The sequence below is a fragment of the Shewanella sp. genome (assembly GCF_047975355.1).
GTDB lineage: Bacteria > Pseudomonadota > Gammaproteobacteria > Enterobacterales > Shewanellaceae > Shewanella.
In genome coordinates this window covers 46,033-61,674 of sequence record NZ_JBKEDJ010000078.1, presented here as the reverse complement: position 1 = coordinate 61,674, position 15,642 = coordinate 46,033, and the positions used below count along the sequence as shown (strand labels likewise).

At 47.0% G+C, this 15,642-nt stretch carries 17 protein-coding genes, 1 tRNA gene and 1 rRNA gene; 12 read left to right on the top strand and 7 right to left on the bottom strand.

Features of this window, described 5'->3' with window-relative positions; genetic code table 11:
* The 4 genes from rrf to ACK5NH_RS18165 all read left to right on the top strand — a co-directional run.
* A 5S ribosomal RNA gene (gene rrf / locus ACK5NH_RS18180) occupies positions 1-114 on the top strand; the annotation flags it as partial.
* Between the two features lie 36 nt (positions 115-150).
* Positions 151-227: transfer RNA gene (locus ACK5NH_RS18175), tRNA-Asp, on the top strand.
* Positions 228-541: 314 nt separating this feature from the next.
* Positions 542-796: a YkgJ family cysteine cluster protein gene (locus ACK5NH_RS18170; protein WP_011715336.1), complete on the top strand. Its 255-nt coding sequence runs from the start codon at positions 542-544 to the stop codon at positions 794-796.
* Between the two features lie 21 nt (positions 797-817).
* Positions 818-1,273, top strand: coding sequence for an Rrf2 family transcriptional regulator (locus ACK5NH_RS18165; protein WP_011620877.1), 456 nt, complete (start codon positions 818-820; stop codon positions 1,271-1,273).
* Here ACK5NH_RS18165 and ACK5NH_RS18160 read toward each other — a convergent pair.
* Genes ACK5NH_RS18160 through gpmM form a run of 4 tightly spaced genes read right to left on the bottom strand, consistent with a single transcriptional unit; the run spans position 1,248 to position 5,958 of the window.
* Positions 1,248-2,003 (bottom strand): divergent polysaccharide deacetylase family protein, encoded by a 756-nt coding sequence (locus ACK5NH_RS18160; protein ID WP_416922326.1) that lies wholly within the window; start codon positions 2,001-2,003, stop codon positions 1,248-1,250. The genes ACK5NH_RS18165 and ACK5NH_RS18160 overlap by 26 nt on opposite strands.
* A 12-nt stretch (positions 2,004-2,015) precedes the next feature.
* The gene (locus tag ACK5NH_RS18155) at positions 2,016-3,221 is read right to left on the bottom strand and encodes a S41 family peptidase (protein WP_416922324.1); all 1,206 of its coding nucleotides are present in this window, start codon (positions 3,219-3,221) and stop codon (positions 2,016-2,018) included.
* 48 nt (positions 3,222-3,269) lie between these two features.
* The gene (locus tag ACK5NH_RS18150; RefSeq protein WP_374910530.1) at positions 3,270-4,403 is read right to left on the bottom strand and encodes a murein hydrolase activator EnvC family protein; all 1,134 of its coding nucleotides are present in this window, start codon (positions 4,401-4,403) and stop codon (positions 3,270-3,272) included.
* A 10-nt stretch (positions 4,404-4,413) separates the two neighbouring features.
* Entirely contained in the window at positions 4,414-5,958 is a 1,545-nt protein-coding gene (gene gpmM / locus ACK5NH_RS18145) for a 2,3-bisphosphoglycerate-independent phosphoglycerate mutase (RefSeq protein ID WP_416922322.1), read from the bottom strand.
* A gap of 265 nt (positions 5,959-6,223) precedes the next feature.
* Between gpmM and ACK5NH_RS18140 the strand changes: the two genes are divergently transcribed.
* The 5 genes from ACK5NH_RS18140 (at position 6,224) to ACK5NH_RS18120 (ending at position 10,192) form a co-directional block, all read left to right on the top strand.
* Entirely contained in the window at positions 6,224-6,658 is a 435-nt protein-coding gene (locus ACK5NH_RS18140) for a rhodanese-like domain-containing protein (protein WP_416922320.1), read from the top strand.
* 260 nt (positions 6,659-6,918) lie between these two features.
* Positions 6,919-7,404, top strand: coding sequence for a protein-export chaperone SecB (secB, locus tag ACK5NH_RS18135; protein ID WP_011620882.1), 486 nt, complete (start codon positions 6,919-6,921; stop codon positions 7,402-7,404).
* Between the two features lie 4 nt (positions 7,405-7,408).
* Complete coding sequence (gene gpsA / locus ACK5NH_RS18130; protein WP_011620883.1) at positions 7,409-8,425, top strand: NAD(P)H-dependent glycerol-3-phosphate dehydrogenase; 1,017 nt, start codon at positions 7,409-7,411, stop codon at positions 8,423-8,425.
* Positions 8,426-8,665: 240 nt separating this feature from the next.
* Entirely contained in the window at positions 8,666-9,850 is a 1,185-nt protein-coding gene (locus ACK5NH_RS18125; RefSeq protein ID WP_011715342.1) for an NAD(P)/FAD-dependent oxidoreductase, read from the top strand.
* Positions 9,851-9,871: 21 nt separating this feature from the next.
* Complete coding sequence (locus tag ACK5NH_RS18120) at positions 9,872-10,192, top strand: hypothetical protein (RefSeq protein ID WP_416922317.1); 321 nt, start codon at positions 9,872-9,874, stop codon at positions 10,190-10,192.
* Positions 10,193-10,349: 157 nt separating this feature from the next.
* Here ACK5NH_RS18120 and ACK5NH_RS18115 read toward each other — a convergent pair whose 3' ends face one another.
* Positions 10,350-10,484 (bottom strand): hypothetical protein, encoded by a 135-nt coding sequence (locus ACK5NH_RS18115; protein WP_416922315.1) that lies wholly within the window; start codon positions 10,482-10,484, stop codon positions 10,350-10,352.
* A 422-nt stretch (positions 10,485-10,906) separates the two neighbouring features.
* Between ACK5NH_RS18115 and ACK5NH_RS18110 the strand changes: the two genes are divergently transcribed.
* The 3 genes from ACK5NH_RS18110 to ACK5NH_RS18100 all read left to right on the top strand — a co-directional run bounded on the left by ACK5NH_RS18110 (position 10,907) and on the right by ACK5NH_RS18100 (position 13,101).
* Positions 10,907-11,767 (top strand): hypothetical protein, encoded by an 861-nt coding sequence (locus ACK5NH_RS18110; protein ID WP_416922313.1) that lies wholly within the window; start codon positions 10,907-10,909, stop codon positions 11,765-11,767.
* Between the two features lie 27 nt (positions 11,768-11,794).
* On the top strand, positions 11,795-12,367 hold the full coding sequence (locus ACK5NH_RS18105) for a DUF6988 family protein (RefSeq protein ID WP_416922311.1): 573 nt from the start codon (positions 11,795-11,797) through the stop codon (positions 12,365-12,367).
* Between the two features lie 152 nt (positions 12,368-12,519).
* Positions 12,520-13,101, top strand: coding sequence for a hypothetical protein (locus ACK5NH_RS18100; protein ID WP_416922309.1), 582 nt, complete (start codon positions 12,520-12,522; stop codon positions 13,099-13,101).
* Between the two features lie 435 nt (positions 13,102-13,536).
* Here ACK5NH_RS18100 and ACK5NH_RS18095 read toward each other — a convergent pair whose 3' ends face one another.
* Both ACK5NH_RS18095 and ACK5NH_RS18090 read right to left on the bottom strand, forming a co-directional pair.
* Positions 13,537-14,898, bottom strand: a complete 1,362-nt coding sequence (locus ACK5NH_RS18095) for a TrkH family potassium uptake protein (RefSeq protein ID WP_416922307.1) — start codon at positions 14,896-14,898, stop codon at positions 13,537-13,539.
* 1 nt (position 14,899) lies between these two features.
* Positions 14,900-15,598, bottom strand: coding sequence for a potassium channel family protein (locus ACK5NH_RS18090; protein ID WP_416922305.1), 699 nt, complete (start codon positions 15,596-15,598; stop codon positions 14,900-14,902).
* Positions 15,599-15,642 lie beyond the last annotated feature (44 nt).

Below are 15,642 nucleotides of genomic sequence, written 5' to 3'. Positions count from 1 at the left end.
TGGTGACAATAGCATTGTGGTCCCACCTGATCCCATCCCGAACTCAGAAGTGAAACGCAATCGCGCCGATGGTAGTGTGGGGTCTCCCCATGTGAGAGTAGGTCATCGCCAAGCGCCTAATTTAGCTTAATGTGCGAACGTTAAGTTAAAGGAGCGGTAGTTCAGTTGGTTAGAATACCGGCCTGTCACGCCGGGGGTCGCGGGTTCGAGTCCCGTCCGCTCCGCCAACATTAAGAGATAAGCCTCTGCAGTAATGCAGAGGCTTTTTTCGTTATGCCGTTTTGTCTATTTCTGCTTGCAACTAATTCGTTGACTGGGCTGTCACTGATAACGGCTTACTTTTGGCGAGTCGTTATCTGCTTGTTTTTGATTAAAAGAGCTTAGCGATTTGTTTATGATAAACTGCTCATTTTTATGGTGAGACTGGTGAGTTTTTCATTTGTGGGAATGCGGTTGTGCGCCACTTGGCAGTATTGAACTGTGCTTCTGCCTTCACATCAATTAAACGTTATAATGTCTACCAACTTTTACGAGTAATAAAATGAATTGTCGTTTAGGCTGCGGTGCTTGTTGTATTGCACCTTCTATTAGCAGTGGGATCCCAGGTATGCCAAATGGTAAGGCGGCTGGGGAGCGCTGTGTGCAGCTCAGTGATGATAATTTATGTTTGATTTTCGGCTCGCCTGATCGTCCCGCGGTTTGTAGTGATTTTGACGCCTCTTTAGATGTCTGTGGACATTCTAATGAAGAGGCGCTCTGGTTGATCACAAACCTTGAAACTCAAACATCTCAATAGTTTATTGCTGACAGGTGAATTATGCAGTTAACACGCTATACCGACTTTGGTGTTCGCACGCTGATGTATCTGGCGGTTCAGCCCGATAGAACAACCCTATTTAGGATCGCAGAGATTACCGAGGTATTTGATTTGTCGCCAAATCATGTCTCGAAGATTGTGCATCACTTAGGCAAATTAGGTTATCTGGAAACCATACGCGGTAAAATGGGCGGATTTCGTTTAGGTAAACCGGCGAGTGAGATTAATCTTGGTCAGCTGATCCGTGCGTTAGAGAACTCTCTGGCACCGATTGATTGCAGCAAACCCTATTGCCGTTTCACTCCCGCCTGCCAGTTGAAGGGCGTGTTAGCTCAAGCCGTTGAGGCGTATTTAAACGTACTCGATCAATACAGCCTGCAGGACATTGTCAGTAATCGAAATGAGCTGTTGGCTCTGCTGCCAGACATGACTATTTCTGTCTTACAATTGGATTAGTGCCTTTCTCATGGGCTAGTTCGATGGGCAACAAGCTTGACGTCGGCACTAGCTCAATCCCTTCCGCCTTTAGGCGCGCTAAGTTCGTTTTTAAGAAGTGAATGGTTTCTGGGTAAGGATGGGCGATAGCTACGAGACTGCCTTGCGAGTGAGCCTGACTTATCATCAAATTAAACTGTTTTTCCAATGCTGCGCCACTGACGTCATTATCGAGAAAGAGTTGGCGTCGTAGCAGTGGCACGCCGAGTAAATCAGCTTTATCTCCTGCCTTAGTGAATTTGGTGGTCATGCTATCGACAAAGTAGAGCTGCTTCTGCTTTAGCGTTTCCATCACCCACAACATAGGATCATCGAGCTGCGTTAGCAGGCTTCCCATATGATTGTTGGCGCCTTTAGCAAAGGGCACACTGGCGATGGCTGCAAGTACACTGCTACGTATCTGTGCTTCGCTCATATTATTAGTTAAACCACCAACACCTAAGGCTTTACCATTGAGTGCCTGCATTGGTAAGTGCAGCATAATCTCGTGGCCTTTGGCGTGTGCGGCTTTGGCTAATTTATTGCTGAGCGGCGTATGTGGCAGTACCGACAAGGTGACTGCGCTTGGGAGTGACAGCACGGCTTCGTCGGTGTAGCGATAGCCAATATCATCGATTATCAAGGCGATTTGGGCCGCATTGCTTGGCGCAATGCTCAGAGCCCCAAGGGCCAATATGTAAAATAGACGCACTATTTCTTCTTATTAGTCATGATGTTGCATCCAAGCGATTGCCGAGGTGACTAGGCTGTCTTGGCTGACATCGGTTCGTGCTGAGATGGCGTCGATTATAGCCATATTCTTTTGATTGGAGCCAGTTTCGGTTGCAACTTTAATGTCGGGCACTATGCCGATATCGTGAATGTTTTCCCCTCTGGGCGTGTTGTACTGGGCGATGGTGAGCTTGATGGCATTGCCGTCGTTCAGTATGGGGATCAGGCTTTGCACTGTGCCTTTGCCAAAGCTAGTTTCGCCGAGCAGTTTGGCGCGGCCATTTTCCTGTAGGGCCGCGGCGAGCACTTCGGAGGCGGAGGCCGAGCCCTTGTTGATCAGCACTAACATAGGCACATTGGTTAGCATGGTTTGTGGTGAGGCGTAATAGTCGGAATTGGCATCGAAGAAGCGGCCAGAGGTTGAGACGATTCGGCCCTTCGCTAAAAACAGATCGGCAATTTTGATTGCCTGATCCAGCAAGCCGCCGGGATTATTCCTTAAATCTAATATCAAACCCGTGAGATGCGCGCTTTGCCACTGGCTTAAACTGCGCACCATATCCTCGGTGGAGTTCTCTTGAAAGCTACTGAGCCTAATGTAGCCGATATTACCATCCAGCAATTTACTAGTGACAGATTGAATGGTGATAGTGCTAGGTTTGAGTGACACCTCGAACTGAGCGTCATCATTATGGTGCTTCAGGGTGAGTTGAATACTCTGATTACTCAAACTATGTTGTTTGATTTGGTTCAATATTTCCGCAAGATTGGTTTCGGTAGTTGGTGTGTTATTCAGCTTGATAATGATATCGCCCGCTTGGATACCGGCCTGTTCGGCGGGGGAATTGGCGAAGGGAGCAATAATACTGATATGGTCTTTATCGCTGGCGACTTCAAAGCCAAAGCCGAAGTATTCGCCGCGATTTGAGTCTTTTAAGTCGAGTAATTCTTGGTGATTTAAAAAGCTGGAATAGGGATCTAAGTGCTCAAAAATCCCCTTAATGGCGGCTTGTACTAGCTCATCCTTGGAAACGGTTTTAACATAATAGGTTTCGACCGTTTCCAATACATCCTGCAATAGCGGGTAGTCGAAGTCACTCTGATATGACTTGGCATTCTCTTGGCCGGAGAGGCTAATGGACAGGCCTAGGCTTAGGCCGAGTCCAAGGCAGACGATATTGCGGATTAGATGTTTCATAGCCGTCCCCTGTGTTAATGGGGACGGCCATCTCAACGACAGTACTAATTAACGACAGTACTTGGCTGGATCGACGGCTTGCCCCTTATACCTTATTTCAAAGTATAGGCCAGGCTCTGTCTGTCCACCCGAACGTCCGACTAAAGCAATTGCTTCACCGGTTTTGACCATTTCCCCAGGGCTTTTTAACAGGGCCTGCGCATGGCCGTAGAGGCTCATATAACCTTTACCATGGTCTATCACCATCACCATACCGAAGCCTTTAAGCCAGTCGGCATAGATGACCTTACCGCCAGAAACCGCGCGAATATTTTGTCCTTCTGGTGCTGAAAGCATAGTGCCTTTCCACACCACTTGGCCGGATCTCGGGCTGCCAAAGCTGGCACTGACACGGCCTTTAGTCGGCCACTTGAGTTTGCCGCCTTGTTTATCGAAGCCTTCCATCGAGGGGTTGTCACGCATCGCCTTGAGCGCTTGTTCTACCACCCGTTTTAAGCTGGCCTCTTCAATTTGCAGTTGTTCGAGTTCGGCGCCCTTGGTATTCAGGGTGCGCTGTAATTCTTTTAGGGTTAGCTGGCGTTGATCTTGTTCTTGGTTCAAGCGCTTAGATTGCACTTGTTGCTCGGCCATCAGCTTAGTTAATTGTTTTTGCTTGCTGGTTTGCGAGACTTTAATTTCATCTAGTTCGGTGATGGTTTTTTTTAACTCGTTAATCGAGTTCATGCGTGCCTTGTTGAGGTATTGGTAATAGGCCAACATCCGCTCAATCGTGGCGGGACTCTGTTGATTCAGCATCATCTTAGTGTAATCGTGGTTACCGGCAAGATAGGCGCTCGAGAGTTGTTTTGAGAGCGTTTTTTGCTGGCTGACCTTGAGGGTTTCTAACTCTTCCTGGCGCTGTTTGAGTTCGGCGAGCTTAGTATCAATCTGCGCCAAACTGTTTTTGGTGCTATTGACCTTTTTGGCTGCAGCCGCAATAGCCTCTTCATCGCTACGCAGCAGAGCGAGCAACTTTTCCCGCTGTTTACTGGTGTTTTTGAGCGCGCTTTGTTGTTGGTTTATCTGCGCTTGGATGGATTTCAACTCGGACTGACGCTTCTCCAAATCAGAAGCGTAGACCGAGAAAGATAACATCATAAAGCCAGCAATAATGCTGGCTTTAACGGGGAGTCGAGTGCTCACTAGGTAACAACTACTCTTTTACGTGGATTAAGGGCTTACCCGTCATCTCTGCAGGAATGGTTTCACCCATCAGGTGCAGAATCGTTGGGGCGACATCGCTCAGTTTACCGCCTTCATCTATGGTGGCGTCACGGCCAACAAACACAAAGGGTACGAGTTCACTGGTATGCGCTGTATGGGCTTGGCCAGTAGTTTCGTCGGTCATCTGCTCGGCGTTGCCATGGTCGGCGGTAATAATACATTCGCCGCCTACTTTCGCCAGTGCGTCGACTACGCGGCCGATACAGGCATCGACAGCTTCGCAGGCTTTAACCGCCGCATCGAAGTTGCCAGTATGACCCACCATATCACCGTTGGGGTAGTTACAGATAATCACATCGTATTTAGCGGATTCAATCGCCGCGACTAACTTATCCGTCAGCTCTGTTGAGCTCATCTCAGGTTGTAAGTCGTAGGTTGCCACTTTAGGTGAGTTGATCAGGATGCGATCTTCACCGTTGAATGGCTCTTCCTTACCGCCGTTGAAGAAGAAGGTCACATGGGCGTATTTTTCAGTTTCAGAGATACGTAACTGAGTACGGCCACGATTTTGCAGCACTTCACCTAAGGTATTCACTAGGTTTTCAGAAGGATAAGCGATAGGCGCTTTGATATCAGCCGCGTATTCGGTCAGTGTTACAAAGTTAACCTTTGGCATCACCGCACGTTCAAAACCGTCGAAATCGGCATTGATAAAGCTGCGGGTGATTTGACGAGCACGGTCGGCGCGGAAGTTCATGAAAATCAGCGCGTCGCCATCGTTCAAGCTGGCAACCTTTCCTTCACTGTCGGTAATGGCAGAAGACGACACAAACTCATCGTTTTCATCACGGCCATAAGCGGCTTCTAACGCGGTCACGGCGTTATCGTATTGGAACTTCGCCTTGCCTTGGGTGATAAGATCGTAAGCCTGAGACACGCGGTCCCAACGGTTATCACGGTCCATAGCAAAGTAACGACCAATAATCGAGGCGATACGGCCATGGCCCAATGTAGTAAACAGATCATCAAAGTGGCTTAGGCTGCCTTTGGCGCTGCGAGGTGGGGTATCGCGACCATCTAAGAAGGCATGTAAATACACTTTAGTGGCACCGCGCGCTACGGCCATACGGCACATGGCTTCGATATGCTCTTCATGGCTGTGTACGCCACCGGGAGAGAGCAGACCCATAATGTGCACTGCACCACTGGCTTTGACTGCTGCATCGACGGCATCACAAAGGGCTGGGTTTTGTTCAAACTCATGATCTGCAATGGCTTTACTAATGCGGGTCAGTTCTTGGTAAACGATTCGGCCAGAACCTAAGTTGATATGGCCTACTTCAGAGTTCCCCATCTGCCCATCGGGCAAGCCTACATCTAAGCCTGAGCCAGAAATTAAACCATGGGCATATTGGGCGTTGAGACGGTCGAGTACTGGTGTGTTGGCGTGGTAAATCGCATTCATATGCGTATTTTCACGGTAACCCCAGCCATCGAGGATCAACAACGCGATTGGACGTTTAGTTGTCGTCATGGTGATACCTTTAAAGTTTAAGGAAGCTAAAGAAATCTGAAATTGGTTAAATATTACTACGTAAGCGGGGTACGAAAAAGCGCTTTACCTAGATTAAGGTCATCGAATCGCTATTTGAGCAGATTCTGTGAGCGCCAAGAGAAGCGAGATGGCGCAAGGGCTGAGCTGTGTTCTAGAACTGTGACTAAACTGCTGCAATCTGCCAAGGCAATGGGTATACTCTGTGCCCTTATCGAATTTTTCGCCATTTATACGGGCTGTAACCATGCAAGAATATATCGAATTTTTTAAGGCTCACACTCTGCTAAGTCTGGCTTGGGTGGGTTTGTTTGTAATGCTTGTGGTCAGTGTGATCAAATCGAGCTTCTCTAAAATCAAAAATGTCACTCATCAAGAACTCACCAACATGGTGAACAGACAAGACGCTAAAGTCGTGGATGTGCGTTCAAATGACGAGTTTCGTAAGGGCCATATTGTTGATGCAGTTAACGTTACGCTCGCGGATATCAAAAATAATCAGGTTTCAGCCCTTGAAAAGTTCAAAGGCAGTCCCATTATACTGGTATGCAATGCTGGCATGACCTCGTCTCAAGCGGCTCAGCTTTTGAGTAAACAAGGTTTTGAAAACCTGTATAACTTGAAAGGTGGTATGGGTGAATGGCAGGCAGCGAATATGCCTGTTTCAAAAAGCAAAAGATAAGTTGTCGGCGGCAGTTATGCGCTGTGCTGCATAGTTAATTGATTGTGCAGCAGTTGCGTCATCATTGTTTGGCATACTAATCCTGTGGTCACTAAGGGCTTAAATTAAGTATTTAGATTGACTTCAAAAGTACCCCGTTAAGGGAACGTTGGGACGGTACTGAGATCTCATTCAGGCATCAAAGCATAAGCCCAGCTAAATAGACAAAAAAGCCAACCAGATAAGTGTTGGCATAACATTAATAGGATAGGTAGGAAATTATGGCTGAAGTAGCAAACAACGAACAACAAGCCCCACAATTCAACATCCAACGTGTTTACACTAAAGATGTTTCTTTCGAAACACCTAACAGCCCAGCTGTATTCCAAAAAGAATGGAATCCAGAAGTTAAGTTAGATTTAGACACTCGCAGCGCTAAATTAGCCGATGACGTATACGAAGTAGTTCTGTCTTTGACTGTGACTGCACAAAACGCTGGCGAAACTGCATTCCTGTGTGAAGTACAACAAGCGGGTATCTTCTCAATCGCAGGTCTGACTGAGCCACAACTGGCTCACTCATTAGGTGCATACTGCCCTAACATCCTATTCCCATATGCGCGTGAAGCTGTAGGTAGCTTAGTGGGTCGTGGTACTTTCCCACAACTGAACTTAGCACCAGTAAACTTCGACGCTCTGTTTGCACAATACGTGCAACAACGTCAAGCCGCAGCAGCTGCACCAGCAGCCGAAGAAGCTAACGCTTAATTACATGAAAAACTCTGCCGATATCACGGTGTTAGGGGCGGGCTCTTATGGCACCGCCCTTGCCATCTCTTTAGCCAGCAATGGTCATAAGACCTTGTTGTGGGGGCACGATCCTGCCCATATGCAAACGCTCGCTCAGGACAAATGCAACCAAGCATTCCTGCCTGGTATTGCCTTCCCCGAGTGTTTACATATCGAAGCCGACTTAGCCAAAGCCTTAGCGGCCAGCAATAATGTGCTGGTTGTGGTACCTAGCCATGTGTTTGGCTCGGTATTGGCCCAAGCGAAACCTTTGCTACGCCAAGATGCTCGCATCGTATGGGCGACCAAAGGACTCGAGCCTGAAACCGGACGTTTGCTGCAAGATGTGGCCCGTGATGTGTTAGGCGAGCAATATCCGCTGGCGGTATTGTCAGGACCGACGTTCGCGAAGGAATTAGCCATGGGTTTACCTACGGCGATTTCGGTTGCGGGCACTTGTCCTAAATTTACCGCTGAGCTAGTGGAATTGCTGCACAGCCCTAAACGTTTACGCGTTTACGCTAACGACGACTTTATCGGCCTGCAATTAGGCGGCGCGGTGAAGAACGTTATCGCGATTGGCGCGGGCATGTCAGACGGTATTGGCTTTGGTGCCAACGCCAGAACGGCGTTAATCACCCGCGGTTTAGTCGAGTTAACCCGCTTAGGCGAAGCCTTAGGTGCTAGCACTGCCACCTTTATGGGCATGGCTGGATTAGGCGACCTAGTGTTGACTTGTACCGACAACCAATCCCGAAACCGCCGCTTTGGTTTAGCCTTAGGTAAAGGCTGCGATGTGGATACCGCCCAGGCCGAAATCGGCCAAGTGGTTGAAGGTTATCGCAATACTAAAGAAGTGTTTACCCTAGCGAAGCGCATGGGCGTCGAAATGCCGATCACCGAGCAAATCTACCAAGTGTTATACCAAGGCAAAGCGCCCTTGGATGCCGCTAAAGAACTGCTCAGCAGAGAAAAGAAATCAGAAACGCCAGCGCAATAAAGCGCGAGCCGTGATGATGCTGAATAAAATAAAGGGTGCTAAAATAGCGCCCTTTTTTATGTCCGATCGCCATCGCCTTAATGTGACTGGCAGCAGTCGGGCATTGGCTGTATCCATTAAGGTTGGATGCTGAACGCGAAATATCTACCCCAATATCGAAGACCAATACTGTAACTCAGTCTTTGAACTATTTGGGGTGATAGGCAATAGCCAAATTAATTTATCGACTGGAGTATGAGTGTGAAACATCATGATGTAATTATTATCGGAGCCGGCGCCGCAGGATTAATGTGTGCTGCAACAGCGGGTTACCGAGGTCGTGATGTACTGGTACTCGATAATGCCAAGCAGGCTGGGCGTAAAATCCTTATCAGCGGTGGCGGCCGTTGTAACTTTACCAACCTGAAAGTCGAACCCGCCAACTTTATCTGTGGCAACCCGCACTTTGTCAAATCCGCATTGGCACGTTATCCGTCACAGCAGTTTATCGAACTGGTTGAACGCCACGGCATTGAATACCACGAGCGCGACCATGGTCAGCTGTTCTGTAATGACTCGGCCAAAGAGATAGTCACTATGCTGCTGACCGAATGTGAGTGGGCGGGCGTGAGCATTAAACTTCGCACCGATATTCTGGCGGTGAGCAAAACCGAGGCTGGCCGCTTTGAGCTAAACACCTCCAATGGCGAGTTAAGTTGCGACTCCTTAGTGATCGCCACCGGCGGTTTATCCATGCCAAAACTCGGCGCCACGCCCTACGGCTATCAATTGGCCGAGCAGTTTGGGCTTAAGGTGTTGCCAACCCACGCGGGGTTGGTGCCTTTTACTTGGCACAGCGAAGATAAAATTCGTTTCGAACCGCTATCGGGCATTGCCGTACCGAGCCGTATTACTGCCAAAGATGGCACCGCCTTTAGCGAAGCCTTGCTCTTTACCCATAGAGGCTTATCTGGCCCCGCTATTTTGCAGATTTCCAACTATTGGAAAGCGGGCGAAACCATAGAAATCAATCTTTTACCCAATATGGATGCCGCACAGGCCATAGAGCAACAACTGGCCGCACATCCTAAACAGAGTCTGCGTAATACCTTAAGCCAGTGGTTACCTAAGCGGCTGGTGGAAGTGTTATTCGATGAGGCTTTACTCAACAAAGCCTTAAATCAGCTGGTTCATGCAGAGCGTGCCAAGTTAGTCGACGATCTACATCGCTGGACAGTACTAATGAATGGCACCGAAGGTTATCGCACCGCCGAAGTGACCCTAGGCGGCGTGGATACCCATGAACTGTCCTCCAAAACAATGGAAGCCATTAAAGTCCCCGGCCTGTTTTTTATCGGTGAAGTGATGGATGTTAGCGGTTGGCTAGGTGGGTTTAATTTTCAATGGGCCTGGGCATCTGGTGTGGCCGCTGGACAAGCAGTTTAGTCTGTTTGGGAACAATAAAGTTTGAAGAAATATTTAGAAAAATTAAATGAACTAGAAATCGCTTGTGATAACAATTTTAAGGATGACTCAGATGAACATTGGGTTGATGAAGAATACGTCCGTATAAGAGTTGATGCTCTCAAGTTGCTAAGTAGCGCAAGCAAAGAGTTGGAAGTAAATGAACTTACTAGTTTTAGATTGAAAATAGTACAGTTCTTTTGTGCCAATATGGGATGTCATTTAGATATTAAAGTGCTTGAATCTGAAGATGCAAATGTACTGTCGCAAAATGAGATCGAATTTATATTGGGAAATTCTCAGTTAGCGCGGTGGAATACGTAAATTTAGGTTTGTTTTCTGCACATAACAATTCAAGGCAATTAGCGTAGTATACATTGTCAATGCTTTCCCAGTGACACGCCGCCCCTTTATTTTACAAGAAGTATCCCTATAGGCTCGACGGCGGCATCTGCAATACATGGAAGTGTAAATGCCGCGTTCACATGGCCGATGATGTTCCCGACATCATAGTGGTATTTCCCATATCCCTATGGGTCAGATGTGAAAGAGCGGCAATGCCACCAACGGCCACTGTTGCAACAATGGGAATTTTAACGACCATTGAACTGTTCATCTGGCTAAAGGCTTTTGCCCCAAAGTGTGTTTCGGCTCGTTATCTCAATCGAAAATACCTACTCTTGTTGCCATACAAATTCTCATCTAGTTACCTATGTTTGGCCCTACCGCGAAGTGGCTAATAATGTATGGGTATACAGTCATATTTAAATTTAGGTGTTTTGGTATGATTTCCAGACAAAATCAGTGCGCACTAATTCCATCCGCAATAAACAAAACTCTATAAAATCAGGTGAATATAGTAACTGAATTTTAGTTAATAGGTTTGGAAAACGCGCATGCGCCTTTTTCCTGATGGTGAATTTGGTAGAAAGCTGATAAGTTCTTTGGATACAGATAGTTAACTGTGCTCGTTTTTACTGGTCCAACGAGGTAAACGCGCATGCGCACGAATAAAATGTTATCTTTTAGAGTTGAACTATGAAGTATGAAAATAGAGTTGTTGCGTTCATAGACATCCTAGGGTTTAAGTCTCTTTTAAACGAGACTACAAGAAAGGATGGCAGCGACAACGAAGAAAATATTGACGCGTTAATAAAGGCCTATGAAACGATAAAGGATGTCTGGGAGATCGATGAGATATACGATTCGCTCTCAAAGCCAACATCTAGAAAGGTGTCAATATTCTCTGATTCCATTGTCGTCTCATTTGAGGTTGGTGAAGAAAGTCAAGTTTTTTCCACATTACTTGATATCAAGCATCTGATAATGCGCTTAGTCTACCGAAAGATTCTATGCCGAGGTGCAGTGGCAATAGGAAAGTTCATCCATACAGATGATTACCTTTTCGGTCCCGCGTTAGTTGAAGCGTACACGTTGGAATCAAAAGCTGCTATGTACCCTCGAATAATTCTAGATCGAGATGTTATTGATGTTGCGGCAAGAAACAAGCCATCCCGGCACTCGTCCGATGATGAAATGAAGTATGTAGAATCTCTTTTAGAGCAAGATTCGGACGGGATGTACTACATAGACTATTTTTTTAAAGCTCGTACTGAATTAGATGATCCAGAATACGATTTCCCAGAATATATTGAGCTCCTAGGTGACATTATCCGAAAGGGTTTAATGGGCTCCAGTCATCATGGGAAAGCTGATTTAAGAGTGAAATATTTATGGATGAGAGAGCGCTACAACCGAATGGTAGAGATCGTAACCGATAAGAAATCAGTTTCCGGACTTGAAGATTCTGGCCTGAGCGAAGTCGCTGAATTTTATAAAAACCTAAAGAAAATCAGCCCCAATAAAGATAACAAGGCGTTGCACCGGACAAGCCGGTGAACGCGGCGTTATAACCTAGGAGTAAATATGCAACTTTCGAGAGAGGTTTTGATTAAGTTAGAGTCAGGCTTAAATGAGATTAAATTACCTAGAACTGAAAAAGTTATGGTTGCATCGTCTTACTTTTCAATCTGTATGGAACACTATAGATCTATTTTAATGCTAATAGATTTAAAGCTATATGGTTCTGCTAGCTCCTTACTTAGATGCTTGTTTGAAAGTTATGTAAAGGGACTTTGGTTTCAATATTGTGCATCATCTGAAGACATAGAAAAATTAAGACGAGATAAGTTCAAGAAAACATTCAGCACATTGATAGCTGATATTGAAGAAAGTCGGGATGGTAATGTCTCGGGTTTATCAAACGCTAAAAAACATATTTGGGATAGTTTAAATAACTATACACACTCTGGCCCTGCGCAAATTGCCAGACGAGTTTCTGGTTCAAGTATTGAGCCAAATTATACGGATGATTTTGTTAGCGATATTCTTTCCTTTGCAAATAATTATGGGCTTTTAGCTGCGGGACAGTTAGCTTTGTTAAGTAATAATAAAAGTGCACAGCAGCATGTGCTTGAGGCCTCACAGTTGTTGCTTTAGCACGGTTATAACAAACGCCTCAAGAGGGACTGTCAACGCGTGGCGTTTCCAGTCCCATTGAGCCGCGGTGGTTATGGTTGTTGTGTTTGAGTTTAATGTAATGCGTTGCCAGCCCCTTAGGCGGGCGTTAGGGACTACAGCAAGGATATCAAATGAACCTAACAGACTTATTTTCCGTTTCTGCAATAGTTGGGGGCACTGCAACCGTACTCGGCTGGTGGCTAAAAACACGAATTGATACATCTATCCGCCATGAATATGACAAATTTCTAGAGCTATTCAAAGCCGAACAAAAGCGCTCAGATATTCTTCATGCGGAACGACTAGAAGCATTTAAATTATTAAGCAGCAAATTACTTGGCTTGCGTCGTTACTGTCATGCAAACTCAGCTGAGTACGGTGAAAGATCCGAGTTTGAGCCTAGACCCGATTCATTACCAAAATCAGAGCGTATTTCCTTACTTCAACACCATGAGCTACTCGTCAGAGCGATGGAGGAAAGGGAGTTATTTCTTAGCCCTGATGTACGTGAAGAATTTCATAAATTATTCAATAAAATGGGTTTAGGCTTTAATCTTGAATTATGGTTGTGTTCTGGAAATGACCCACAAGAACTCAACGCTGAATCGCTATACAACCTCATAGCTGAACATGTAAATATCGTTATGAGTGCTCTGTATAAAGACTTGGGGTTCCCCGAGGTAGTTGCCCCTAACAAGGCGCTCAAATCGTAAAGCCAGCCCCTTAGCTTAAAACCCGAAAGTGACGAGTAGAGCTAAGGGTCTATCACGCTTTTGTCCCTAAACGAGTTACTAATCTTCTTTCAAAACGAACAGGTTACGCCGATGCTAAAGAGGTGATCCATGGTGATTAGCGAGACGACCGTCCGCACCACGGACGGGGCGGTCGAGCATCCACGGATGGACTTGCTGCGCGTCGTCGAGCAAATGCCATGGCTCGCCTATCAGTCAGCGTTTAAAGAGCTAAGTTCCAAATTTGACCCTCTTCATCAGTCCTACCAAATCCATGCTTTACACTCTTTTTGTCCGTAAATGAGCGAGTTAATCCATCTGTTCTAGACGGACTCACACTAATCGACCATCCTTATGGCTCAGTGTTCCAAGTTTATGATTGTAATTACATTTATTGTGTTACTGACCAATCAATCCTTATCCAATCGCTAATTTGGTTTCTGCATAGCGCAGTTTTTTTACCCTTGGGTTGGCAAGGAAGTAGGCCAACATCAGTGGGCCGAGGCGCCCCATAAACATCATAAAGATGATAATCCCTTGGCCTGCACTGGATAAATTGCCTGTTAATCCACGGGATAGCCCGACGGTGCCGAGGGCGGATACGGCTTCGAAGGCGATATCCATAATCGGGGCTTTTTCGGTGAGCACGAGGGCGAATATTGCCAGCCAAGTGACGCCTATGGAGATCATCGTCAAGGCGAGCGCCTTGCTAATGGTGTCTTTGGGGATTTCCCGCTTAAACACATACACTGCTTCATCGCGGCGTAAATAGCCGTAGGTGGTGAGAATAAGCACCATAAAGGTCACGACCTTAATGCCGCTGGCAGTACTGAGGGAGCCGCCGCCGATAAACATCAGCACTAAAATCAATAGGGTGGAACCATCCTCGAGTTGGTCTATGGGCAAGGTGTTAAAGCCTGCGGTGCGCGGGGTTACGGCCTGGAACCAAGAGGCCAACCATTTGCCGAGCTCGCTTAAGGGCGCGAGGGTGTTGGGGTTGTTGTACTCAATCAGGTAAATGGCTATCACGGCTATGGCGTTGATCAGTACGGTGCCAGTAATCATCATGCGGCTGTAGACGGTGAGTTTCGACCAACGTTTATTGCGTTTAAGGTCAATCCATACCGAAAAGCCAAGGCCGCCCACAATAAATAAACCTGTGATGGTGAGGTTAACGACTGGGTCGGCCACATAGGGGATTAAACTATCTGGGCTTAGGGCAAAACCCGCGTTATTAAAGGCGCTAACGGTATAAAAGAAGCCATGAAACAGGCTGGTTTGCCAGCCCAGCTCGCCGCTCCAGTAGACAGATAAAATCAGCATACCCACAGCTTCAACCAATAGTGAAAACATCAGCACGGCCTTAGCGGTCGAGACTAAGGTGGAGGTATCGGTTTGATTAAAAGCCTCTTTCGCCACTGTTTGCTGCAAGAAACCTATCTTACCGCCCAGCGCTATTAGCGTGACTATGGCAAAGGTCATCAAGCCTAGGCCACCGCATTGAATTAACAGCGCGATAATCACTTGGCCAAAGGGCGTGAACACACTGCCTGTATCGACGACCACAAGCCCTGTTACCGTCACCGCCGAGGTCACGGTAAAGAGGCTTTGCAGCCAAGTAATAGGCGACTCGGTGGCGATGGGCAGTTTAAGCAAGCAAGTGCCAAGTAAGATCAGCAGAGCAAAACTGACACTTAAGATAAAGGGCGGCGCGCCAAAGAGTTTTGTACCGCTTTTAGGTGTGTGCTCTAGGGTGAGCGAAGGATGCCATTGAACCACGTTACACCAACCTTGGTGCGAGCTGTTTTAACTCGGCACGGCTACCGCAGAGGAATAGGGCATCCTCTGTATGTAGGCTAAAGTCGCTATCAATCTTTCTAAATACGTTGTCCTCACGCTTAACCATCAGCGCCGCCACCTTGCCCTTAGGATTGCGTGGGACATTGGTTTGCTCATCGGCGCTGTGTTCCTGCAAACTCCCGAGCAGTTGACCAACTGTGGTGTGATGCAAATGGGCTTTAATATGGATTTCAACAATATATAGGCCATCACCTATGGCGAGAAAGTTATTCACCATAGGATAGTTAAGCGACTGGGCGACACGGATCCCCATTTCTTCTTCGGGATGAATAATGCGGGCAACGCCGAGTTTCGACACTATGGTATGGTGCGGCTTGGTGCTGGCCTTGACCCAAATCGTCTGCACGCCGAGGTTTTTCAGTGCCAGGGTGCACAGCAGGCTGGACTGCATATCCTCACCGATAGCGACCAGCACGGCCTCGCAGTTGGTCAGATCGAGTTCCCGCAGCGACACCTCATCGGCGCAGTCGCAAATCACTGCTTCGGTAAGACTTTCTACATATTTTTCAACGATTTTGGGGTCGCTATCGACACCGGTAACCGTATGGCCTAAGTGGATGAGTTCGAGGCTCGCGGCAACGCCGAAGCGGCCTAATCCGATGACAGTAAAATGTGCCATTTCATATCCTTTTGTGGTTGAGCTAAAGAGTGAGGCGAGTTGGC

What these genes read in the sequence shown, in the direction of transcription:
- ACK5NH_RS18170 (WP_011715336.1), top strand. Translation starts at nt 542, where the DNA reads ATGAATTGTCGTTTAGGCTGCGGTGCTTGTTGTATTGCACCTTCTATT.
- ACK5NH_RS18165 (WP_011620877.1), top strand. Translation starts at nt 818, where the DNA reads ATGCAGTTAACACGCTATACCGACTTTGGTGTTCGCACGCTGATGTAT.
- ACK5NH_RS18155 (WP_416922324.1), bottom strand. Translation starts at nt 3,221, where the DNA reads ATGAAACATCTAATCCGCAATATCGTCTGCCTTGGACTCGGCCTAAGC.
- gpmM (WP_416922322.1), bottom strand. Translation starts at nt 5,958, where the DNA reads ATGACGACAACTAAACGTCCAATCGCGTTGTTGATCCTCGATGGCTGG.
- ACK5NH_RS18140 (WP_416922320.1), top strand. Translation starts at nt 6,224, where the DNA reads ATGCAAGAATATATCGAATTTTTTAAGGCTCACACTCTGCTAAGTCTG.
- secB (WP_011620882.1), top strand. Translation starts at nt 6,919, where the DNA reads ATGGCTGAAGTAGCAAACAACGAACAACAAGCCCCACAATTCAACATC.
- gpsA (WP_011620883.1), top strand. Translation starts at nt 7,409, where the DNA reads ATGAAAAACTCTGCCGATATCACGGTGTTAGGGGCGGGCTCTTATGGC.
- ACK5NH_RS18115 (WP_416922315.1), bottom strand. Translation starts at nt 10,484, where the DNA reads ATGAACAGTTCAATGGTCGTTAAAATTCCCATTGTTGCAACAGTGGCC.
- ACK5NH_RS18110 (WP_416922313.1), top strand. Translation starts at nt 10,907, where the DNA reads ATGAAGTATGAAAATAGAGTTGTTGCGTTCATAGACATCCTAGGGTTT.
- ACK5NH_RS18105 (WP_416922311.1), top strand. Translation starts at nt 11,795, where the DNA reads ATGCAACTTTCGAGAGAGGTTTTGATTAAGTTAGAGTCAGGCTTAAAT.
- ACK5NH_RS18100 (WP_416922309.1), top strand. Translation starts at nt 12,520, where the DNA reads ATGAACCTAACAGACTTATTTTCCGTTTCTGCAATAGTTGGGGGCACT.
- ACK5NH_RS18090 (WP_416922305.1), bottom strand. Translation starts at nt 15,598, where the DNA reads ATGGCACATTTTACTGTCATCGGATTAGGCCGCTTCGGCGTTGCCGCG.